At 74.5% G+C, this 21774-nt stretch carries 14 protein-coding genes; 5 read left to right on the top strand and 9 right to left on the bottom strand.

Annotated elements, in window-relative coordinates:
• On the top strand, positions 1–702 hold a 702-nt coding region (locus AB6N24_RS10215; RefSeq protein ID WP_412869298.1), incomplete at its 5' end, for an XdhC family protein.
• Between the two features lie 48 nt (positions 703–750).
• On the top strand, positions 751–1683 hold the full coding sequence (locus tag AB6N24_RS10210) for a DUF72 domain-containing protein (protein ID WP_412869297.1): 933 nt from the start codon (positions 751–753) through the stop codon (positions 1681–1683).
• 39 nt (positions 1684–1722) lie between these two features.
• Here AB6N24_RS10210 and AB6N24_RS10205 read toward each other — a convergent pair whose 3' ends face one another.
• Both AB6N24_RS10205 and AB6N24_RS10200 read right to left on the bottom strand, forming a co-directional pair.
• The gene (locus AB6N24_RS10205; RefSeq protein ID WP_412869296.1) at positions 1723–4548 is read right to left on the bottom strand and encodes a molybdopterin-dependent oxidoreductase; all 2826 of its coding nucleotides are present in this window, start codon (positions 4546–4548) and stop codon (positions 1723–1725) included.
• Positions 4545–5384: an FAD binding domain-containing protein gene (locus AB6N24_RS10200; protein WP_412869295.1), complete on the bottom strand. Its 840-nt coding sequence runs from the start codon at positions 5382–5384 to the stop codon at positions 4545–4547. The genes AB6N24_RS10205 and AB6N24_RS10200 overlap by 4 nt, the downstream gene beginning before the upstream one ends.
• A gap of 214 nt (positions 5385–5598) precedes the next feature.
• On the opposite strand from AB6N24_RS10200, the gene AB6N24_RS10195 reads away from it, so the two are divergent.
• Positions 5599–7926 carry an ATP-binding SpoIIE family protein phosphatase gene (locus AB6N24_RS10195; RefSeq protein WP_412869294.1) on the top strand — a complete coding sequence of 776 codons (2328 nt, stop codon included), beginning with the start codon at positions 5599–5601 and terminating at the stop codon, positions 7924–7926.
• 73 nt (positions 7927–7999) lie between these two features.
• On the opposite strand, the gene glf is transcribed toward AB6N24_RS10195, so the two are convergent.
• The 4 genes from glf to AB6N24_RS10175 form a co-directional block, all read right to left on the bottom strand.
• Complete coding sequence (glf, locus tag AB6N24_RS10190; protein WP_412869293.1) at positions 8000–9190, bottom strand: UDP-galactopyranose mutase; 1191 nt, start codon at positions 9188–9190, stop codon at positions 8000–8002.
• Entirely contained in the window at positions 9187–9504 is a 318-nt protein-coding gene (locus AB6N24_RS10185; protein ID WP_412869292.1) for a hypothetical protein, read from the bottom strand. Before AB6N24_RS10185 ends, glf begins: the two co-directional genes overlap by 4 nt.
• Entirely contained in the window at positions 9501–12047 is a 2547-nt protein-coding gene (locus AB6N24_RS10180) for a family 1 glycosylhydrolase (RefSeq protein ID WP_412869291.1), read from the bottom strand. The genes AB6N24_RS10185 and AB6N24_RS10180 overlap by 4 nt, the downstream gene beginning before the upstream one ends.
• Before the next feature lie 199 nt (positions 12048–12246).
• On the bottom strand, positions 12247–14163 hold the full coding sequence (locus AB6N24_RS10175) for a sugar-binding domain-containing protein (RefSeq protein WP_412869290.1): 1917 nt from the start codon (positions 14161–14163) through the stop codon (positions 12247–12249).
• Between the two features lie 139 nt (positions 14164–14302).
• Between AB6N24_RS10175 and AB6N24_RS10170 the strand changes: the two genes are divergently transcribed.
• Positions 14303–15913, top strand: coding sequence for a methyl-accepting chemotaxis protein (locus tag AB6N24_RS10170; protein ID WP_412869289.1), 1611 nt, complete (start codon positions 14303–14305; stop codon positions 15911–15913).
• 169 nt (positions 15914–16082) lie between these two features.
• Here AB6N24_RS10170 and AB6N24_RS10165 read toward each other — a convergent pair whose 3' ends face one another.
• From AB6N24_RS10165 to AB6N24_RS10155, 3 genes are all read right to left on the bottom strand, one after another.
• The gene (locus AB6N24_RS10165) at positions 16083–17471 is read right to left on the bottom strand and encodes a glycoside hydrolase family 68 protein (protein WP_412869288.1); all 1389 of its coding nucleotides are present in this window, start codon (positions 17469–17471) and stop codon (positions 16083–16085) included.
• A 386-nt stretch (positions 17472–17857) separates the two neighbouring features.
• A complete protein-coding gene (locus AB6N24_RS10160; protein WP_412869287.1) occupies positions 17858–18808 on the bottom strand; it encodes an aldose 1-epimerase in 951 nt (316 codons plus the stop codon).
• Between the two features lie 2 nt (positions 18809–18810).
• Positions 18811–19920, bottom strand: a complete 1110-nt coding sequence (locus AB6N24_RS10155) for a LacI family DNA-binding transcriptional regulator (RefSeq protein WP_412869286.1) — start codon at positions 19918–19920, stop codon at positions 18811–18813.
• A 298-nt stretch (positions 19921–20218) separates the two neighbouring features.
• On the opposite strand from AB6N24_RS10155, the gene mmsA reads away from it, so the two are divergent.
• Positions 20219–21769: a multiple monosaccharide ABC transporter ATP-binding protein gene (gene mmsA, locus AB6N24_RS10150; RefSeq protein WP_412869285.1), complete on the top strand. Its 1551-nt coding sequence runs from the start codon at positions 20219–20221 to the stop codon at positions 21767–21769.
• Positions 21770–21774: the final 5 nt, after the last annotated feature.

Here is a 21774-nt window from a genome sequence, read left to right as displayed (position 1 = left end):
GAGGTCGGCAGCGCACGGCCGGTGCCGGACCTGCCGCCGGGCCTCGCGCGGCAGCTCGACGTCGAGGTCGCGGCCCGGCTCGCGTCCGGCCGGACGGGCGTCGCGACGCTCACGTGCGCCGGGTCCGGCGGCGGGCCGGTCGACGAGCTCGACGTGTTCGTCGAGGTCGCCGCGGCGCCCCCGCGGCTCGTGCTGGTCGGGGCGATGGACTTCTCGGTCGCGCTCGCCGCCGCCGGCCGGGTGCTCGGGTACCGGGTCACGGTGTGCGACCCCCGGCCGCTGTTCGCGACGCCCGAGCGGTTCCCCGGGGTCGAGCTCGTGCTCGCGTGGCCGACGACCTACCTGCGGGCGACGACGCTCGACCAGCGGACCGCGGTGTGCGTGCTGAGCCACGACGCACGCTTCGACACCGAGGCCGTCGCGCTCGCGCTCGCCTCGCCCGCCGGGTACGTCGGGGCGATGGGCTCGCGCCGGACCCACGAGCGCCGGGTCGCGGAGCTCCGGATGCGGGGCGTCGGCGAGGACGCGATCGCCCGCCTGCGCTCGCCGATCGGCCTCGACGTCGGGGCGAGCACCCCGCAGGAGACCGCGGTGGCGATCCTCGCCGAGGTGCTCGCGGTGCGGTCCGGCGCGAGCGGGGAGCCGCTGCGGGCGACGGCGGGCCCGATCCACCGGACCACCGCTGCGCTCACGACGGCCTGACGCACGCTCGGCGGGTGCGTGGCGCGCGCGGCTCCTAGAGTCGCGAGCATGACGGGGTCGGGGCAGGTGCGGATCGGCATCTCCGGCTGGCGGTACGCGCCGTGGCGCGGGGAGTTCTACCCGCGGGGGCTGCCGCAGCGGCGCGAGCTCGAGTGGGCGTCCCGGCACCTCGGCTCGATCGAGATCAACGGCTCGTTCTACTCGCTGCAGCGGCCCGACAGCTACCGGGCGTGGTGCGCGGACACCCCGGACGGCTTCGTCTTCTCGGTCAAGGGCCCGCGCTTCGTGACGCACCTGAAGAAGCTCGCGGGCGTCGAGACGGCCGTCGCGAACTTCTTCGCGTCCGGGGTGCTCGCGCTGGGCGACCGGACCGGGCCGGTCCTGTGGCAGCTGCCGCCGAACCTCGGGTTCGACGCCGACCGGCTCGCGCGGTTCTTCGACCTGCTGCCGCGCTCGACGGCCGCCGCTGCGGTCCTGGCCGCGGGGCACGACGACAAGATCCCCGAGGGGCGCGCGCTGACGACGGTCGAGGAGGACCGGCCGCTGCGGCACGTGCTCGAGGTGCGGCACGCGACCTACCTCGACCCGGCGTTCCCCGAGCTGTTGCGCGCGCACGACGTCGGGCTCGTGGTCGCCGACACCGCGGGGACGTGGCCGCACCTCGAGGACGTCACGAGCGACGTCGTCTACGTGCGGCTGCACGGCGACAGCGAGCTCTACGTGTCGGGGTACGACGACGCGGCCCTCGACGCCTGGGCGGCCAAGGTCCGGGCCTGGTCGACGGGCACGCCGCCGCCGGACGGGCCGCGCCTGACGCCGCCGGCCCCGGACCGCCCGCGCGACGTGTTCGTGTACTTCGACAACGACGTCAAGGTCCGCGCGCCGTTCGACGCGATGGCGCTCGCGCGGCGGCTCGGGGTGGCGCCGCCGGAGCCGGACCCGGACATGTTCGCCGTGCGGTCCCGCGGTCCGGTGGACTGACGCCCGGCGCGGGCTCCGGGTGGCCCCCGTCCTGACGGGTCAGGGCGCCGCGTCGGAGGTCGGGGCCTGCTGCCCCGCCGCGAGCCGCCACACGCGGTCGCGCGACATGGGCAGGGCGTAGGGCCGCACCCCCAGCGCGTCGCGCACCGCGTTGGCGAGCGCCGGGGCGACCGGGTTGTACGGCGCCTCGCTCATCGACTTCGCCCCGAGCGGGCCCAGGTCGTCGTGGGTGCGGGCGAACAGGACCTCGGTGACCGGCACGTCGGCCAGCTGCGGCACGTGGTAGCTGCGGAACGCGGCCGTCGTCACCCGGCCCTCGGAGTCGAGCCGCACCTCCTCGTGCAGCGCGGTGCCGAGCGCCTGCGCCGTGCCGCCCTCGACCTGGCCACGCAGCTGCTCGGGGTTGAGCACCGTGCCGGCGTCGACGGCCTGGACCGACCGCAGGACGCGCACCTCGCCCGTCGCGGTGTCGACCGCGACCCGGAACGCGTGCACGTTGAACGCCACGGACCGCAGCGCGCCGTGCTCGCTCGCCTCGGCCTCGAGCGGGCCGGCGGCGAGCAGCTCGTCGGCGGTCACGAGCCGGTCGCCCACGACGACGCCGCCGTCGACCACCCGGACGCCGGGCACGTCCCCGGCGTGAGCCGCGTCCGCCGTCGCGCCTGCGCCGCCGTGCGCGACGAGCGGGGCCGCACCCACGCCGGTGCCGGCACCCGCGCCCGTCCCGACCAGCGCGACCGCCCTCCGCTCCATCGCGGCGGCGAGATCGAGCGCCGCGACGTGCAGCGCCCTGCCCGCGACGACGACGCCCGCCGACCCGTACGCGCCCGTGTCGTACCGCGCGGTGTCGGTGTCCGACTGCCGGACGCGCACGCGGTCGGTGCGCGTGCCGAGCGCGTTCGCGACGAGCTGCGCGTGGACGGTCGTGGTCCCGTTGCCGAACTCCGCGGTCCCGACGTCGACCTCGACGTCGCCCCCGGGCAGGAGCCGCACGGCGACCTCCGCGTGGTGCCCGCGCGGGGGCAGCGTCGCGATCATCGCGAGCGCCATGCCGGTGCCGGTCCGCCACGTCGGCCCGGCCGGTGCCGCGACGTCGTCGCCGCGCGCGAGGGCGTCCTGCGCGAGGTCGAGGCACTGGTCGAGCCCGTAGCTGCCGTAGAGCAGGTCCGGGTGCCCGGCGGGGTCGGTCACGACGAGCGGGTCGCCGGGCACCACGACGTTGCGCCGCCGCAGGTCGAACGGGTCGATGCCGAGCTCCCGGGCGAGCTCGTCGAGCGCGGACTCGACCGCGAAACCCACCTGCCCGAGCCCGTACCCGCGGAACGCCCCCGACGGCAGCGTGTGCGTGTAGACCGACTGCGCGTCGACCCGCTTGTTGGCGCAGCGGTACACGCTCGTCGACTCGTTGACGCTGTGGAACATGACCCCGATGCCGTGGTTGCCGTACGCCCCGGTGTCAGCGAGCTCGTCGACGGCCATCGCCGTCAGCACGCCGTCCCGGGTCGCGCCGAGCGTCACGCTGACCCGCATGGGGTGCCGGGTCGGGGCGACGCGGAACTCGTCCTCCCGCGTCAGCTCGTACTGCACGGGCCGCCCGGTGCGCAGCACGGCGAGCGCGACGAGGTCCTCGGTGAGCATCTCCTGCTTGCCGCCGAACCCGCCGCCGACCCTCCCCGTGAAGACCCGCACGCGCTCGCGGTCGAGCCCGAGGACGTGGGCGATCTCGTCGCGCACGAGGAACGGCACCTGGGTCGAGGTGCGGAGCACCAGGCGCCCGTCGGCGTCGAGCCACCCGCGCGTCGCGTGCGTCTCGAGCGCCGCGTGGTTGACGCGCGGCGTGCGCCAGGTGCCGGTCACGACCACGTCGGCGGCGGCGAGCGCGGCGTCGACGTCCCCGAGCTCGCCGTGCATCTCCGCGACGGTGTTGCGCTCCGGCGCGGCGATCCGGCTCTCGGGGCCCTTGTCGCCGTGCACGAGCGGTGCCCCGGGCAGGCGCGCGAGCTCGGGGTCGAGCACCGCGGGCAGGACCTCGTACTCGACCCGCAGGGCGTCGAGCGCGCGCTCCGCCTCGGCGAGGGAGTCGGCGACCACGGCGGCGACGCGCTGTCCGCGGAAGCGCAGCACCGGGTCGAGCACGCGCGTGTCGTCGGGGTCGTCCGTGCGGGACTCGTGGCGGCCGGTCGAGAACAGCGTCGCGGGGGAGTCGTGGTGCGTCAGGACGGCCCGCACGCCCGGCATCGCCTCGGCCGCGCTCGTGTCGATCGCCGTGACGCGGGCGTGCGCGTGCGGGCTGCCGAGCACCGCGACGTGCGCGAGGTCCGGCGTGCGCACGTCGAGCGTGTAGGGCTCGGTGCCGGTCACGACGCGCAGCGCGGCCGGCGGGGGGACCGAGCGCCCGGCCGCGTCGCCCGCCGGCGCGGGGCCGGTGTTGACGACGCCGCAGATCCCGTCGCGGATCGACCGGTACCCGGTGCACCGGCACAGGTTGCCCTTGAGCAGCCGCGCGAGGGCGTCGGGATCGGCGCGCTCGGCGTCCGTGAGCGTCGACGCGGTCACGACCATGCCCGCGGTGCAGAACCCGCACTGGAACGCCCCCGCGTCGACGAACGCGCGCTGCACCGGGTGCGGGTCCTCGGGGGTGCCCAGGCCCGCGGCGGTCGTGACGACCGCGCCGTCGAGCCGGTGCGCGGGGACGAGGCACGAGTGCACCGCGGCGCCGTCGAGCAGCACGGTGCACGCGCCGCAGTCGCCCGCGTCGCAGCCCTTCTTGACCGCGTGGTGGCCGTGCTCGCGCAGCAGGGTCCGCAGCACCTGACCGGGGGGCGGCTCGGCCTCGAGCGGCTCGCCGTCGACGTGCAGCCTCATGCGCGGCCGCCGGGTGGCGCGGGGATCCCGGGCGCTGCGGCGAGCTCGGCGCGGACCTGCTCGGCGAGCAGCACCGTCATCGCGTGCCGCCAGTCGGGGGCGCCGTGCGGGTCGTCGTACCAGTCGTCGATCGCGTGCACCGCGTCGGCGAGCTCACCGGGCTCCGGCGGGGCGTCGAACCGCAGCACGTACGGTCGCGGCGTCGAGGCCGTGACGACCACGACGGTCTGCCCCGCGGGGTCGACGCGCCCGGTCACGAACGCCCCGGACCGCCCGAGCGGCGACAGGGCGAGACGACGCGACGCCGTGCGGGACCCGAGGGCGGCGCGCGGGACCTCGATCGACCGCAGCACCTCGCCGGTGCGCAGCCCGGTGTGCCGCACGCCGAGCACGAGGTCGGCGACGGGCTCGGTGCGCTCGCCACCGCCGGGCGTCCATACGAGCGCGCGGGCGTCGAGCGTCGCGGCCAGCGCGATCATCGGCCCGGCGGGCAGCGCGAGGCACACGTTGCCGCCGACGGTCGCGGCGCGCTGGACCTTGGCCGAGCCGAGCAGCGCCTCGCAGCACGCGTCGACGAGGGCCGTCACCGGGCCGAGCGCGGCGCGCCCCATCGCGGCGAGCTCGGCGAACGTGCACGTCGCGGCGATGCTCACGCCCGCGTCCGTCCCCGTCAGCGGGGGCCAGCCGAGCCCGGTGAGGTCCACGAGCCCCGTGACGCCCGGCTGGGGCTCCGAGAACAGCCACGTCCCGCCGCCGAGCACGACCTCGCCCGGCGCGCACACGGTCTCGTCCCGGCGGCGCGGGACGCGGACGGTCCGGACGGAGGTGAGATCCATGGGACGGCCGAGTGAACCGCACGCGCGTGACGCCGGTGTAACGCGCGCCGCCCCGGCGGGTTGCCGAGCTCCACCCGTCCGTGCGGCACGTCTCGCGCGCGCGAGGGGGGTGCGGCAGGCGAGGATGAGCGTCACCGGACCGGAGGAGGTCCCGGCGGTGCCCACGGTGGGCGCGGCCCTGGTCGCGGCGCGACCGTCGTCGTCGAGGAGGCACATGCGGGTCGAGCCGGACGAGCGGGCGCGGGCGGTCCCGCGCGGTGTCGTCGACTTCCGTCGCGTCTTCGACACCTCGCCGACCGCGTACGTCGTCCTGGACCACGACCTGGTCATCGTCGAGGTCAACCCCGCGTACACGGACCTCGTCGGCCGCGGCCGCGAGCAGGTCGTGGGTCGACCGGTCTTCGAGGCGTTCCCCCCGGACCCCGGGACGGTCGACGCGCACGGCCGCCACCCGCTGCAGGTCTCGCTCGAGCGTGTCCGCGACACGGGCCGGCCCCAGGTCGTGCCGTTCGCGAAGTACGACGTCGACGTCCCCGCTGCCGGCGGGCGCGTCGAGCGGTTCTGGTCGCTCACGTTCGTCCCGCTGCCCGGCCACGACGGCGCACCCCCGCTCATCCTCGAGCGGGTCGAGGACGTGACGGACTACGTCACCGAGCGCCGCGCGGGCCGCCGCGACGCCGGCGACGGCGTGCCGGCGCCCGAGCTCGTGGAGGCCATGGAGGCCGACCTCTACGTGCGCCTGCAGCAGCTCGGCGCCGCCCAGGAGGCCCGCGACCTGGCCGCTCGCCGTGTCGCCGGGCTCGGCGAGGTCGCGCTGCAGCTGACGACCGCCGAGACGGTGCAGGACCTCGAGCGGATCGTCCTGGCGCAGGGCCCACGCGTGCTCGGCGCCGCGGGAGGCGCGCTGTTCACGCGCGACGACGCGGGCGGCTGGCGGGTCAGCGCCGCCGCGCTCGGCGAGCACGTGCAGGACCGGTACCAGCACCTCCCGTTCGACAGCCCGCTGGCCGGCCCGTGGGTCGCGCGCACCGGGCGCCGGCTGGTGCTCCCCACGCGGGCGTCGGGCATCGAGTTCCACCCGAGCATGGCCGCGGCCTACGCGGACACCCGGCGCGACGCGTGGGCGATCCTCCCGCTCACGGTGCGCGACGCGTGCGTCGGCGCGCTCGCGGTGTCGTGGGTCGACGAGCGTGAGCTCGACGGCGAGGAGCTCGAGCTGCTCGAGAGCCTCGCGGCGCAGTGCGCGCAGGCCCTCGACCGCCTGATGGCGCTGCAGGCGGAGCGGGCGGCGGCGGCGGTCGCGGCGCGCACGTCCGAGACGCTCCAGCGCTCGCTGCTGAGCGCGCCCCCGCAGCCCGACGGCCTCGAGATCGCGGTGCGCTACGTCCCGGCGGCCACGGCCACGCAGGTCGGCGGCGACTGGTACGACGCGTTCGTGCAGCGCAGCGGCGAGACCGTCGTGGTCATCGGCGACGTCGTGGGGCACGACATCGACGCGGCCGCCGCGATGGGCCAGCTGCGGGCCATGCTGCGGGGCATCGCCGTCACCGCACCAGCCTCCCCGGCCGAGCTCGTCCGCGCCGTCGACCGGGCGATCGACACGCTCGAGCTCCCGACGGTCGCGACGGGCCTCGTGGCGCGCGTCGAGCGCGTGCCGGACGACGCCGAGGGTGGTGACCGCGTCGTGCGGTGGTCCAACGCGGGGCACCTGCCGCCGCTCGTCGCGCACCCGGACGGCTCGGTCACGCAGCTCGCGGGCGAGCGCACCAACCTCCTGCTGGGCATCAACCCGGAGGCCGAGCGCGACGAGTGGACCGCGCGGGTGGGCGCCGGGTCGGTGCTGTTCCTCTACACCGACGGGCTCGTCGAGCGGCGCGGGGAGAGCGTCCCGCTCGGGATCGAGGCGCTGCGCGCGCGGCTCGCGGCGTCGGCGGGCGCGCCGCTCGAGACGCTGTGCGACGACGTGCTCGACGCGATGCTGCCGCCGCACCCCCAGGACGACGTCGCGGTCGTCGCCATCCGCGTGCGCCGGGCCGGCGAGCACGTCGCGGCGGGCGCCGCTGCCCCCGCGACCGAGGAGCGCGTCCCGGTGGCGACCGGCGCCGGCGACGCGGCCGTCGACCGCCGCACGCTCCGGGTCGCCGCCGTCCCGCAGTCGGCGCACACCAGCCGGCACTGGGTCGTCGACGTCGCGCGCGAGCACGGGGCGAGCGAGCCGGCCCTCGCCCTCGTCAAGCTGCTCACGAGCGAGGTCGTGACGAACGCGGTCAAGTACGGGCTCGTGCGCGACGTGGTCACGGTGACGGTCACGTGCGCCGCGGGCGCCGTCACGGTGTCCGTGCAGGACGACAACCCGGACCTCCCGCACGTCCACCACGCCCGGCGCGAGGACACCGGGGGTCGGGGGATGGAGCTCGTCGAGCGCTTCGCGGAGGAGTGGGGGACGGACGTGAGCGCGGACGGCGACGGCAAGGGCGTGTGGTTCCGTCTGCGGCTCGACCGGGCGACCGTCCACGACCCGGGACCGGCGCCCGCGCCCTGACGCCGGGCTCCGCGGCGCCGCGCGAGCGGACCCGGTGCGCCGCACGGGCACGGCGCACCGGGTCGCCCGCCGCTCAGCCCTCCGTGAGCCGGGCCGCGAGCCGGTTGTCGAACAGGGACATCGCCGAGGCGATCGCCATGTGCATGTCGAGGTACTGGTACGTGCCCAGCCGCCCGCCGAAGAACACGTCGCGCTCGGCGGCCGCGCGCTCGCGGTAGCGCGCGAGGACCTCGCGGTCGCGCGCCGTGCTGATCGGGTAGTACGGCTCGTCGCCCGGCTCGGCGGTCCGGGAGTACTCGTGGACGACGACCGTCCTGTCCTTCGGGTAGTCGCGCTCGGGGTGGAAGTGCCGGAACTCGTGGATGCGGGTCCACGGCACGTCGGAGTCCGCGTAGTTCATGACGGACGTCCCCTGGAAGTCGCCGATCGGCAGCACCTCCTGCTGGAAGTCGAGCGTGCGCCACCCGAGCCGGCCCTCGGCGTCCCCGAAGTACGCGTCGAGCGGCCCGGTGTACACGACGGGCACGCCGTCGGGGACGAGCTCGCGGACGTCGAGGTGGTCGACCTCGAGGACCACCTCGACGAGCGGGTGGTCGGCGAGGCGCGTCAGCCACGCCGCGTACCCGTCGACGGGCAGCCCCTCGTACGTGTCGTTGAAGTAGCGGTTGTCGAACGTGTACCGGACGGGCAGCCGGCTGATGATCTCGGCGGGCAGCTCGCGCGGGTCGGTCTGCCACTGCTTCTCGGTGTAGCCCCGCACGAACGCCTCGTACAGCGGGCGCCCGATCAGCGAGATCGCCTTGTCCTCGAGGTTCTCGACGTGCGCGGGGTCGACCTCCGCGGCGTGCTCGCGCACGAGCGCCCGGGCCTCGGTGGGCGAGAGGTGCTGCCCGACGAACTGGCAGATCGTCCCGAGGTTGATCGGCATCGGGAAGGTCTGGCCCTTGCTCACCGTGAACACGCGGTGCTGGTACCCGGTGAAGTCGGTGAACCGCCGGACGTAGTCCCAGACCCGCTGGTTCGACGTGTGGAACAGGTGCGCGCCGTAGCGGTGCACCTCGATGCCCGTCTCGGGCTCGGTCTCGGACCACGCGTTGCCGCCGAGGTGGGAGCGGCGCTCGAGCACGACGACGCGCTTGCCGAGCTCGTTCGCGGCCCGCTCGGCGACGGTGAGGCCGTAGAACCCGGAGCCGACGACGACGAGGTCGGCGGTCGCGAGCCGGTCGGCGAGGCCCGCGGTGCCGGTCGTGTGGGTGGTCGTCACTGGTCCAGCTCCTTCGTCGTCGGGCACGGTGCCGGGACCCGGCACGTCGGGCAGAGGTCGGGGTCGGTCGCCGCCAGCGGGCTGTGCAGCCGCCGGACCCGGGACAGCCGGGCGAGCAGCGGCGCGCGGACGAACGGCGTCGCGGACGTGACGGCGGCGTCCGCGAGCACCGGGACGGCGGTGCCGGTCAGGCGGACGGGGCCCAGGCCGGCGTCCTGCAGGCCGGCCGACGCGGCGCCGACGGCGTCCCGGTGGGCTGCCTCCAGGTCGTGCGCGAGTGCGGTGCGCCGCACCTGCTCGCGCCACGCGGTCACGCCGTCTCCTCGGCGGCGGAGTCCACGGAGGCCGTCCGGACGCCGTCGACGATCCGCGTCATCGACGTCGCGATGTGGTCCCACTCCTGCCGCGCGTGCAGCGGCCGGGCACGTCGGTCCCGCGCGCGCGGGTCGTCGAGCAGGACCCGCCGGCACGCGGCCGCGAACTGCACGCCGTCGTCGGCGAGGCACACCACGTCCGCGTAGTCGGCCACGACGTCCGCGACGCCCGTCGAGACGACGGGCAGCCCCGCGGCGAGGTACTCGAGCGTCTTCGTCGGGCTGATGGAGCGCGTGGCCTCGTTCAGCGCGAACGGCATGAGCGCCACGTCGAAGCCGGCCATGACGTCGGGGAGCTCCTCGTAGCGCGCCATGCCCGGGTACTCGATGTTCGGGCGCCGCGGCAGGTCCGCGGGGTCGATCTTGGCGACCGGGCCCACGACGCGCAGCGTCCAGTCGGGCAGGTTCGCGGCGAGCTCGTCGAGCAGGTCGAGGTCGAGGCGCTCGTCGACGACGCCCACGTAGCCTGCGACCGGGCGGTCGTGCTCGTCGCGCAGCAGGCGGCTCCGCGCGTAGTGCTCGGTCTCGACGCCGCTGCGGAACAGGTGCACGCCCGCGGTGCGCTGCCTGCGGATCGACCGGTCGAGCGACGGCCCGCCGGTGAACACCACGTCCGCCTCGGCCAGCAGCCGGCGCTGCCGCAGGACGAGCCCCTCGGGCGCGTCCTTGAACGAGGCGAGGTCGTCCATCACGTCGTACACGAGCCGCCCGGGCTCGAGGCGCTGCGCGAGCTCGATCGCCATCGGGGTGTAGACCCACACGTCGGGCGGCAGGGTGCGCTCGCCGAGCGCCTCCGCGAGCAGCTCGCCGTAGCAGGCCGCAGCCGGGTCCTCGAAGCCGCGGTCCTCGGGGTGGGCCTCGGAGCGGGGTGTCGGGCTCGCCGAGGCCGGGACCACGAGCCACACGCGCGTGATCCCGTCGACCTCCTCGGTCGCGATCCGCGGGGTGTCGACGTCCTGGGCGACGGGCTCCTCGACGACGTACGTGCGTGCGCCCGCCTCGGCGCGCCGGCGGGCGAGCCGGGAGACGATGTGCTGCGGGCGCTGCCAGACCCAGTGCCAGCGCAGGTGGGAGAGCACCACGAGGTCGGGCTGCGTGGGCTCCGTCGTGGTCGGTGCCGCGGAGGAGGGCAACGTCGTCATGGTCAGCTCCCTGCTGTCGAGGTCGTGGTCGGAGAGGTCGGTGGGGGCCGCCGGGCCAGGCGGGAGGTCCGCGCGCAGGGCCCGCACGGTCTGCGCGGGCTCGGGGTCGCGCCAGGGCCAGTGCGCGAGCGTCGCCGAGAGCCCGGCCAGCTGCGCGTCGCACGGCGGCTGGAAGCGAACGGCGGGCAGCCGGTCGGTGGGCAGGCCCGCTGCCGCGCGCTCCCAGGCGTCGGTGAACTCGGTGCGCCGCCGCGTGCCGTCCGGCTCGAGCGAGAGCACGCCGACGGGGTCCGCGCGCCCGGCGCACCGCGCGAGCAGCGAGTCCCAGTCGGCGGAGTCGACCTGCGGGAACCAGCAGTAGCCGTGCAGCGGGACGCCGCGGGACAGCGCGAGCTCGTACTGCTCGAGCGTGTAGCGCAGCCACGTCGTGCGGTCCGACGCCAGGCCGCGCACGTTGGTCTCGGTGAGCATGAGCGGCAGCCCGTAGCGGTCGGCGTACTGCTGCACGACGTCCGCGAGCCCGACCGGGTGCGGGGACGGCGCGTGACCGCCGTGCTCGTCGTAGAACCACTCCGAGTGGCCGTAGTAGTCGAGCCCGAGGACGTCCACGCGCAGCGGCGGCAGCGTGAGCAGCGCGTCCCCGCCCTCCGCGACGAGCTCGCGCAGGAACGGGCGCCCGACGTCGAGGTCGTGCCCGAGCGCGAGGTCGAGGACCACGTGGCGCCGGTCGTTCGCGAGCTCGGCGTAGGCGGCGCCCGGGCCTGTCCCGACGTGGTGCTCGGCGGTGTCGACCCAGACGTGGTGCGCCTCGGGGAGCGCGGTGCGCCAGACGGCTGCCGCCTCGGCGAGCGCCGGCAGCACCGACAGCAGCAGGCGCCGGAAGCCGGCCACGCCGTGGTCGTACGGCGGCCACAGAGCCTGGTGGCCGGACAGGAAGAGCGTCGCGAACGGCTCGTTGAACAGCGTGTACGCGGCGAGCCACGGGTACCGGTCCGCGACGGCGGCCGCGTACCGCACGAACGCGGGCCCGAACCGCTCGTCCCGGAACCCGTCGGTCAGCCAGTCCGGGTAGGACGTGTGGTGCACCAGGTCGACGATCGGGACGGCACCGCGCTCGCGCAGCGTCCCGAGCACGCGGTCGGTCTCGTCCCAGTCGTACACCCCGGGCTCGGCCTCGATGCGGTGCCACCGCAGCGGGTACCGCAGGTGCCGCACGCCGGCCGCGAGCAGCTGGTCGAGGTCCTCGTCGTACCGGGCGACGTGGCCGGTGACCTCGAGCGCGTCGACGCCCGAGGCGGGGTGGTAGGTGCTCTCGAAGCCGCCCACGAACGTGCGGCCCACGTCCGGGAGCGGGTGGAGCGGATGCGGGTGGTCCGGGCGCACAGTGCCTCCGAGGTCGGGGACGCGTCCTCGCGTCCCGTGCATCGGGCTGTGTACCCAACCGTTCTGCCAGACAACCTAAGCCGGAAGTGCCGGTTCGGCGCGCCGAGTGTCCTCGGGGAGGCGGGCAAGTGTCCAGGTCAGGGGCTTGCCGCGCAGGTCAGGGGAGGTCCGGGTCCGCCTCCGCGCCCTCGGTCCGGAAGTCCGGCGCGGGCTCGTGCGGGCCGCCCGGGGGGTAGTCGCCGTAGGAGAACTCGTCGATCGCATCGCCCGGGACCGCAGCCGAGACGCGCGTCGTGATGCGCCGGATCGCCTCGACGGGGGCCTTCGGGACGCGCTCCGCGGTCAGCAGCCCGTTGCGCTCCTGCTGGGTGTCGGTGAGCTGGGTCCAGCAGAAGCCGACGACCGCGGCGCTGTCGAGCAGCGCGTGCACGAGGTCCTGGTAGCCGGCGAGCAGCTGGTCGCTGCTGCGCACCGAGCCGTACCCGCTCCACCCCGCGCGCTGGTCGGGGTCGTAGGAGATCCCGCCGAACTCGCTGATCAGCACGGGCCGGTCCTCGCGCGAGGCGCCCGCGAGCAGCACGACGCGGTACGCGGGCTGCGTCCTGGCGAGCGTGTGCTCGAGCCGGTCCCAGTCGGCGTACCGGTCGCGCAGGACCTGCCCGCGCGAGGCGTAGTCGTGCACCGTGACGACGTCGGTCACGGGCTGCTCCCAGCCGTCGTTGCCGATCACGAGCCGGTCGCCGTCGAGCGACTTCGTCAGGTGGTAGAGCGCCCGCACGAGGTTCTGCTGCTCGGCCGAGCGCTCGAGCGCGGGCACGCCCCAGCTCTCGTTGACGGGGACCCAGGCGATGATGCAGGGGTGGCTCGCGTCGCGGTCGAGCACCTCGAGCCACTCGCGCGTGAGCCGCTGGATGGTCGTCACCGAGAACTCGTACGCCGCCGGCATCTCGGCCCACACGAGCAGGCCGAGGCGGTCGCACCAGGCCAGGAACCGCGGGTCCTCGACCTTCTGGTGCAGGCGGACGCCGTTGAAGCCGAGGTCCTTGACGAGCTGGACCTCGCGCCGCAGGGCGTCGTCGTCCGGGGCGGCGAGGTGCGACTCGGGCCAGAACCCCTGGGCGAGGACGAGCCGCAGGTAGTACGGCCGCCCGTTGAGCAGCAGGCGGTCGCGCGACGCGGAGATGCTGCGGACCGCGGTGTAGCTGCCGACGGTGTCGAGGACCTCGTCGCCGTCCAGCAGCTGGAGCGTGGCGTCGATGAGGTTCGGGTGCTCGGGCGACCACAGCAGGTCCGAGTGCCCGAGGCTCATGTCGTGCTCCGCGAGCGTGATGCGGCGCTGGACCTGCCCGCGGTCGACCGAGTACACGTCGTCCGACAGCAGCCGGTCGCCCTGGCGCAGCACGACGCGCAGGCGCGCACCCTCCCGTCCGTCGGTCCGCACGCGCACGTCCATGTCGACGCCGCGCCCGTCCGCGTCCGGCTTCCAGCGCAGCGCGCGGATCCGGGCCGCCGGCACCTCCTCGAGCCACACCGTCTGCCAGATGCCGGACGTGCGGTCGTACCAGATGGCGTGCGACTCGGGCTGCCAGTCCTGCTTGCCGCGCGGCTGGCGCAGGTCGCCCGGCAGGTCCTCGGCCCGGACCACCACCACCTGCTCGCCCTCGGGCACGAGGGCGGAGGTGATGTCCGCGGTGAAGGGCGTGTTCCCGCCCTCGTGGTACGCGACCGACTGGCCGTTGACCCACACGTGCGCGCGGTAGTCCACGGCGCCGAAGTGCAGCAGGAGCCGGTGGCCGGCGCGCTCGTGCGCGCTGAACGTGCGGCGGTACCAGACGACCGGGTGGAATCCTGTGTCGCCGATGCCGCTCGCGGGCGACTCGAACGGGAACGGGACCTGGATCTGCCGGTCGAAGTGCGCGGGGTCGCCGTCGTGCCAGTCGTCGTGCATGCCGACCATGCGGTCGTCGAACGCGAACCCCCACGGGCCGCTGAGGTCCACCCAGCCGGGCCGGACGAACTGCGGTCGAGGATGCTGCACGTCGGTGGGGACGGTCGGCGCGGGTCCGTGAGCCATGCGCTTCATCGTGTCGCAGCCGCGCGCGGTCGGCACGCGGGCGCGGGACCTCCGACCTCTCAACCGGGTGCCCGAGGCGACGAATGAGGGGGTGCGGTCCGGGGCAGGGCCGTGCTCACCACAGAACGGAACAGCTGTCATGTCTGCAGAACGCCGGACCTCCCTCCTCTCCTGGTTCCGCGACCGGGGGGTCCAGACCCGGGTCCTCACCGCGGTCGTCGTCGCCGCGCTCGTCGCGACGCTCCTCGGAACCGTGGGCGTCGCCGCCCTCGCCAGCACCAACGCCGCCGCGACGGCGATGTACGAGGACAACTTCACCGGCTTCCAGAACGTCGCGACCGTGCGTCGCTCGGTGCTCGAGATGCGCCTCGAGGCCGCCAACCAGGTCATCTCGGGTGCCGAGGAGGCCGACGCGCACGAGGCCGCGTCGCGCGACGCCGAGGCCGCCGCACGGGACGCGCTCGCCGCCTACCGCGAGCTCGACGTGACGCCCGAGCAGGAGGCGCTGCTCGACGAGGTCGAGGCGGCGCTCGACGGGTACGTGCTGATCCGCGACGACCGGATGTTCCCCGCGGGCCGGGTCGGCGACGTCGAGGCGTGGGGCGAGGCCCGCGAGGTGGCCGGCGCCCAGATCCAGCCGCTCATGGACGCGCTCGAGGCGCTCGTGGACGTCGAGAAGTCCGACGCGGCAGGCGCGGTCGAGCAGTCGACGACGGCCTACGAGGGGGTCCGGAGCCTCGTGATCCTGCTGCTCGTGGTCGGGCTCGTGCTCGCGCTCGGGCTGGGCGTCGTGATCGCGCGGTCGATCGTCGCGGGCCTGACCCGGGTGCGTCTCGTGTGCGAGGCCCTCGAGCGCGGTGACCTCACGGTGACCGCCGGCCTGACGTCGGCCGACGAGGTCGGGCGCATGGGGGCCGCGCTCGACGCCGCCGTCGGCTCGCTGCGCACGGTCGTCACGACCATCGATGCGTCCTCCGGCACGCTCGCGGGCGCGGCGGAGGAGATGTCGAGCACGAGCGCGCAGATCGCCGCGAACGCCGACGAGACCGCGTCGCAGGCCGGCGTCGTCTCGGCGGCCGCCGAGCAGGTGTCGCGCAGCGTCCAGACGGTCGCCGCAGGCGCCGAGCAGATGGGCTCCTCGATCGCGGAGATCGCGTCCAACGCGAGCCAGGCCGCCCAGGTCGCGAGCCAGGCCGTCGACGCGGCCGGCGCGACGACCGAGGTGATGAACCGGCTCGGGGAGTCGAGCAGGCAGATCGGGAACGTCGTCAAGGTCATCACGAGCATCGCGGAGCAGACGAACCTGCTCGCGCTGAACGCGACGATCGAGGCCGCGCGCGCCGGGGAGGCCGGCAAGGGCTTCGCGGTCGTCGCGGGCGAGGTCAAGGAGCTCGCGCAGGAGACCGCGCGCGCGACCGAGGACATCGCGCGGCGCGTCGAGGGCATCCAGGAGGACACCGCCGGCGCTGTCACGGCCATCGACCGCATCTCCGAGGTCATCGCGTCGATCAACGACTTCCAGATGACGATCGCCTCGGCGGTCGAGGAGCAGACGGCGACGACGTCGGAGATCAGCCGCAGCGTCGCCGAGGCGGCGACGGGCTCGGGCGAGATCGCCGCGAACATCGCCGCCGTGGCGGGGGCCGCTCAGCTCACCACGCAGGGTGCGGCCGAGTCGCAGCAGGCGGTCACGGAGCTCGCGACCATGTCGACGGAGCTCAAGGCGCTCGTCGGGCGGTTCTCGGCCTGAGCGCCGGGGCGCTGGGGCTGCTCCGGCGCGTCGGCCCGTCGCCCCGGCGCCCGTCCACGTGCGCGCGTCGCCGCACCGACGCGCGCCCCAGCACCGTCCCGCAGGACGGAACCCCCCGGTCGTCGACCGGGGGGTTCCGTGTGCGGGTGCTGCGGTCAGGAGCGAGGGGTCACCAGACCTCTCCCGCCTCCCGCAGGGCCGGGATGTAGCCGTAGGGGAGGACCCCCGTGAGCTCGGTCTGCGTGCCCTCGACCTCGAGCTGGAGCGTCGGGGCGAGCGTCCCGCCGTAGATGTCGGGGCCTCCGCCGTCGCGCGGGATCGTGTCGATGAAGCTCTCGACGAGGAAGTTCGGCATCACGAAGTGCGAGTAGTTCTGCAGCGGTGCGTCGGCCGGGTTGCCGAGCACGAGGCCGCTCTCGTTGAGCGGGCGGTAGTTGCTGCGCAGGCCGGGGCCGACGAAGCCGTAGAGACCGTCGGGGCCGGACAGCCCCGGGGCGAACGTGAACTGGTGGCTGATCGTCCACAGGTAGTAGTCGCCGTCGTTCACCACGAGGTGCGGACGCTCGGTCTGCTGGTTGGTGCACTCGGCCGACAGCAGCGGCGGCAGGAGCTCCCAGCTCGACGCCCAGCCGTCGCCGTCACCGGTCGACCGCATGAGCCCGATGTTGCCCGTGTACAGGTTCGACCGGGGTGGGACCACGTGCCCGGCGGGCACCCGTCCGATCTCCTTGCGGTCGCACGTGTGGCTGCCCGCCGGCCCGGGGTTGTTGCCCTCGAACAGGATGTAGAGCTGGTGGTCGGTCGGGTCGCGGAACACGAACGGGTCGCGGAACGCGTAGATGATCGCGTCGGGCACGGCCTGCGACTGCTCCATGGTCTGGTACAGGTAGCCGTCGGCCTCGGCGATGATCTGGTGGTCCTCGAAGCCCGTGAACCACACGCCCTCGTCGTCCGCGTGGATGCGGCCCTGCGCGTGCGCGAGGCGCTGCAGCGCGTCGGTCGGGTCGATCTCCGTGGGGTTGTCGATGCCGGACGCGGTGTAGAAGGCATCGACCGTGCCGTCGTCGTCGACGACCGTCGAGCCCGCCCACTCACGCGAGCCGAACGACGACCCGGCGGGGAACAGCTCGCCGCCGTACGTCCAGTTCTGGGCGTCGTCGGAGTAGAAGTAGCCGATCTTGGCCTGCCAGTGCCGGTCACCGAAGAAGATGTCGCGCGGCGCGACGAGCGAGAAGATGACGTTCCAGCCGCCGTAGGAGACGGGGTTCATGTCGAGGTCGCTCAGCGGCCAGGTGTCCCAGATCCAGACCTCGTCGGTCATGATCGGGAACTCCTGGGGTATGCGCGGGGTCGTGTTCGACGCGTCGGACGCGATCTTGAGCGCCTGCGCCCGGGTCCAGTTGGCGGTGTACGGCGCCGCAGGGTCGTAGACGGCGTTGATCGTGACGTCCCCGCCGGAGGGTCGTGGTCGTTCGAGCGCACCTGCGGGTAGCTGTGCGGTCAGGACGAGTGCGCCCGCGAGCGCCCCGTAGAGGGCGCGCCGGATCGTGCGGTTCATGTGGTCTCCCGTGGGAAAGGACCGTGGCGGCGCGTGCAGGGGCGCGGGCTGGCGCCCGTGCGGGTGTGCGTGCCGTGACGATCGCGCCCGCCGACGACGATGTCGACGGGCATGATGCGGATGGTCGGCGCCGGACGTCTCGGCGCGGTGGAGGCGTGGTGTCCTCGTCCCCCTGTCAGGCGGTCGCGAGCGACCGGATGTGATCCACCTAACACCCGACCCTCGGGCCCGACAAGGGTGCCGAGGGACTCTCATCGAGTTCTCATAAATGGCGGCTCGACGGTCCGCCGGGACCCCTCGGGGCGCCGCGCGCCTGACCTGCACGACCGTCCGGGACGGTCGCCCAGGTGCCCCCGCGGACGGGCACCGGGCCGGGCCGTGAGCTCCTACGCGGAGCCGGGCACCAGCTCGACGGTGAAGGAGAACGAGCGCCGCTCCCCGGCCTCGAGGCGGATCGCCGCGGCCTGGTCGGGCCGGTTGAACGCGTCGGTCATGACCTCGACGGGCTCGACTGCGAGCGACGCCCGCCGGTCACGGGCGAGCGTGTCGCCCGTGAAGACGTGCACGAGCCCGCGGTCCTGCCGGACGAGGAGGCGCGCACCCGTGGCGGGGTCGTGCACGGTGGCCGGGAGCGCCGGGTCGAGCCCGCCGAAGGCCGCGTCGAGCACGGCGTCGCCCAGCGGGCGCCACGACGGCGCGCCGACCTGCGCGAACGCGTCCGCACCGGGCAGCGGCAGCAGCGCGTCGTCGGTCCGTACCGCGACCGACGCGGGGAGGTCGAGGTCGAGGCCGTCGACGCGCTCCGTGCCGGGCAGCCGGAAGTACGGGTGCCAGCCGCTCGCGTACGGCGCCGCGACGTCCCCGACGTTGTGACCGGTGATCTCGACGCCGAGCGTGCGCGGGCCGAGCGTGTACGTCACCTCGACGACCACGGGGAACGCGTAGCCGACGGCGGGGGAGTCCGCGAGCGTGGTGCAGCGCAGCCGCAGCGAGGCGTGCCCGTCGGCACCGGCCTGCGTCGCGCCGGTGCGCTCGACGACCGTGAACGGCAGCGTCCGCACGAGCCCGTGGTAGACGACGCGGTCCGCGGCGCCGGGCGCGAGGTCGTGCTCGACGCCGTCGAACGTGTAGCGCGCGTCCGCCACCCGGTTGCAGAACGGCGCCATGATCCCGTTCCGGACCCCGTTCTGCGCCGCGAGCTCGGCGTCGTCGCGGTACCCGTCGAGCAGGTCCCACGGCGCGCCGTCGTGCGGGACGAGCCACCGCAGCGGCGTCGCGCCGGCCAGCGCGACGTGCAGCTCCGCGTCGCCCGCGTGCAGGACCTCGGTCGCGCTCATGCTCAGCTCCCCGTGTCGGCCGTCTCGAGCGTGCGGGTGGGGCGGGCGGCGCCCGTCCCCTCGGGTGGGGGGATCTCGCCGGAGCCCCGTTCGACGAGCCGGGTGGGCAGCACGATGCGTTCGGGGGGCAGGTCGGGGTCGGCGAGGCGGGCGAAGACGCGTTCGGCGGCGGCGCGGCCGATGTCGGCGGGGTTCTGGGCGACGACGGTGATGCCGGGGTCGACGAGGTCGGCGAGGGCGAAGTCGTCGAAGCCGACGAGGGCGACGGTGTGCTGGGCGCCGAGCTCGCGCAGGGCGCGGATGGCGCCGATCGTGACGAGGTTCTGGCTCGTGAACAGCGCCGTCGGGCGCTCGGAGGAGGTCAGCAGCGCCCGCGTCGCGGTGAGTGCGGCCTCCGCGTCGTGCAGGTCGCCGATCTCGAGCCGCGCGTCGGCCGGGACGCCCGCGGCGTGCAGCGCCCGGCGGTAGCCCTCGTGCCGCTGGCGCGCCGTGGCGATCTGGCCGAGGTCGCCGAGGTAGGCGATCCTGCGGTGCCCCTGCGCGAGGAGGTGGGCGGTCGCGAGCTCGGCCCCCGCGACGTTGTCGACCACGACGCTGTCGACATCGATGCCGACCGGGGGCCGGTCGACCATGACCACGGGCGTCCCGGTCTCGAGCTCGGCGCGCAGGTAGGTCTGGTCGCCGGCGGTCGCGGTGATGATGAGCCCGTCGACGCGGCGGGAGGTGAACGCGGCGACGAGCGCGCGCTCGCGGCGCGGGTCCTCGTCGGTGCTCGCGGAGAAGACGGCGACGCGGCGCTCCTCGGCGACGTCCTCGACGGCCCGGTGGATCGCGGCGCAGAACGGGTTGTCGACGCTCGCGAGCAGGAGCCCGAGGCTCATGGAGCGCCGGCCCGAGCGCCGCAGGTTGCCGGCGATCAGGTCGGGCTGGAAGCTCAGCGCCTCGGCGGCGCGCGCGACCCGCTCGGCCATCGCGGCGGAGACGCCCGGCTCGCCGTTGACGACGCGCGAGACGGTCTTGATGCCCACGCCGGCCAGCGCGGCGACGTCCTTCATCGTGGCGCGTGGGCGGTGCGCGACCGGACCGCTCGCGCTCCCGGACGTCCGTGTCATGGACGTGACCTTAGCGCTTCGGCCTCCGGGGGCCCGAGGCGCTACGGCCGGTCGGGCGATCCGGGCGTGACCTGGACGGACGCCCCGTCCGGCTCGCGCGGGCCGGGGCGATCGCGCGCTCGCGACGAGACAACGTTGTCAACTCGTGACCTCCCGAAGGGGCAGACCGCCTTGACCCGTACGAGAAGCGACGGGTACAAAGGCCTAGACAACGTTGTCAGCGCCGCGGCGCCGACCACACCAGAGGCGGGTGGGGACCACCCCGCCGCCCCGACCGCACGGCGCCCGGGAGGCCACGATGGACGACGACGCACGCGTCATCCTCGAGATGCGGCACATCACGAAGGAGTTCCCCGGCGTCCGGGCCCTCGACGACGTGACCATGCAGGTCCGCGCCGGGGACATCCACGCGATCTGCGGGGAGAACGGTGCCGGCAAGTCGACCCTCATGAAGATCCTGTCCGGGGTGTACCCGCACGGGACCTACGGCGGCGAGGTCGTCTTCCAGGGCGAGGAGGTCGCCTTCACGGGCATCAAGTCCTCCGAGCACGCCGGCATCGTGATCATCCACCAGGAGCTCGCGCTCATCCCCGAGCTGTCGATCGTCGAGAACATCTTCCTCGGCAACGAGATCGTCAGCCGCGGGCTCATCGACTGGGACGCCGCCCGCCGCCGCACGCTCGACCTGCTCGCACGCGTCGGGCTCCAGGTCGACCCGAAGACCCCGATCAAGACCCTCGGCGTCGGCCAGCAGCAGCTCGTCGAGATCGCCAAGGCGCTGTCCAAGGACGTCCGCCTGCTCATCCTCGACGAGCCCACCTCGGCGCTCAACGAGGACGACTCGGAGAACCTGCTCGAGCTCATGCGCGGCCTCAAGGCGCGCGGCATCACGTCGATCATGATCTCCCACAAGCTCAACGAGATCGCCGCGGTCGCGGACGCCGTCACCGTGATCCGCGACGGGCGCACCGTCGAGACCTACGAGGTCGAGGCGGGTCACGTCGACGAGGACCGCATCATCCGCGCGATGGTCGGTCGCTCGATCGAGAACCGCTACCCCGAGCACACCCCGACCATCGGGGAGACCGTGCTCGAGGTCCGCGGCTGGAACGTCGAGCACCCCGCCGTCCCCGGCCGCCTCATCTGCAAGGACTCGGCGTTCCACGTCCGGGCCGGGGAGATCGTCGGCTTCGCCGGGCTCATGGGCGCCGGCCGCACCGAGCTCGCGCGCTCGATCTTCGGCCGCAGCTACGGCACGTACCTGTCCGGGCAGCTCCTGCTGCGCGGCCGGGAGGTGCAGACACCGACCGTCGCCTCCGCGATCCGGCAGGGCCTGGCCTACGTGCCCGAGGACCGCAAGAACCTCGGGCTCAACCTGCTCGACACGATCAAGCGCACGACCATCTCCGCGAACCTCCGGGCCATCGTCCGGCGCGGGCTGCTCGACTTCGACAAGGAGCGCGCCGTCGCCGAGCGCTACCGCAAGTCGCTGCGGATCAAGACCGCGACCGTCGACGCCGGAGTCACGACCCTCTCCGGCGGCAACCAGCAGAAGGTCGTGCTGGCGAAGTGGATGTTCCCCGACCCCGACGTCCTCATCCTCGACGAGCCCACGCGCGGCATCGACGTCGGCGCCAAGTACGAGATCTACCGGCTGGTCCAGCAGCTCGCCGACGAGGGCAAGGCCGTCGTCCTGATCTCCTCCGAGCTGCCCGAGCTCCTCGGGCTCAGCGACCGGATCTACACCATCTGCGAGGGCCGGGTCACGGGCGTGGTCGACGCGCGCGAGGCCGACCAGGAGCAGCTCATGCGGATGATGACCACCACGTCCTCGGCGCCCGCGCGCTGACGGCC

Origin of the sequence: Cellulomonas jepli, assembly GCF_047229345.1 — a bacterium.
GTDB lineage: Bacteria > Actinomycetota > Actinomycetes > Actinomycetales > Cellulomonadaceae > Cellulomonas_A.
The sequence above is the reverse complement of the archived record's forward strand: the minus strand, read 5'-3'. Positions and strand labels throughout refer to the sequence as shown.

Coding starts and splice junctions, on each gene's coding strand:
- AB6N24_RS10210 (WP_412869297.1), top strand. CDS start 751: ATGACGGGGTCGGGGCAGGTGCGGATCGGCATCTCCGGCTGGCGGTAC.
- AB6N24_RS10205 (WP_412869296.1), bottom strand. CDS start 4,548: ATGAGGCTGCACGTCGACGGCGAGCCGCTCGAGGCCGAGCCGCCCCCC.
- AB6N24_RS10200 (WP_412869295.1), bottom strand. CDS start 5,384: ATGGATCTCACCTCCGTCCGGACCGTCCGCGTCCCGCGCCGCCGGGAC.
- AB6N24_RS10195 (WP_412869294.1), top strand. CDS start 5,599: ATGCGGGTCGAGCCGGACGAGCGGGCGCGGGCGGTCCCGCGCGGTGTC.
- AB6N24_RS10175 (WP_412869290.1), bottom strand. CDS start 14,163: ATGGCTCACGGACCCGCGCCGACCGTCCCCACCGACGTGCAGCATCCT.
- AB6N24_RS10170 (WP_412869289.1), top strand. CDS start 14,303: ATGTCTGCAGAACGCCGGACCTCCCTCCTCTCCTGGTTCCGCGACCGG.
- AB6N24_RS10165 (WP_412869288.1), bottom strand. CDS start 17,471: ATGAACCGCACGATCCGGCGCGCCCTCTACGGGGCGCTCGCGGGCGCA.
- AB6N24_RS10160 (WP_412869287.1), bottom strand. CDS start 18,808: ATGAGCGCGACCGAGGTCCTGCACGCGGGCGACGCGGAGCTGCACGTC.
- AB6N24_RS10155 (WP_412869286.1), bottom strand. CDS start 19,920: ATGACACGGACGTCCGGGAGCGCGAGCGGTCCGGTCGCGCACCGCCCA.
- mmsA (WP_412869285.1), top strand. CDS start 20,219: ATGGACGACGACGCACGCGTCATCCTCGAGATGCGGCACATCACGAAG.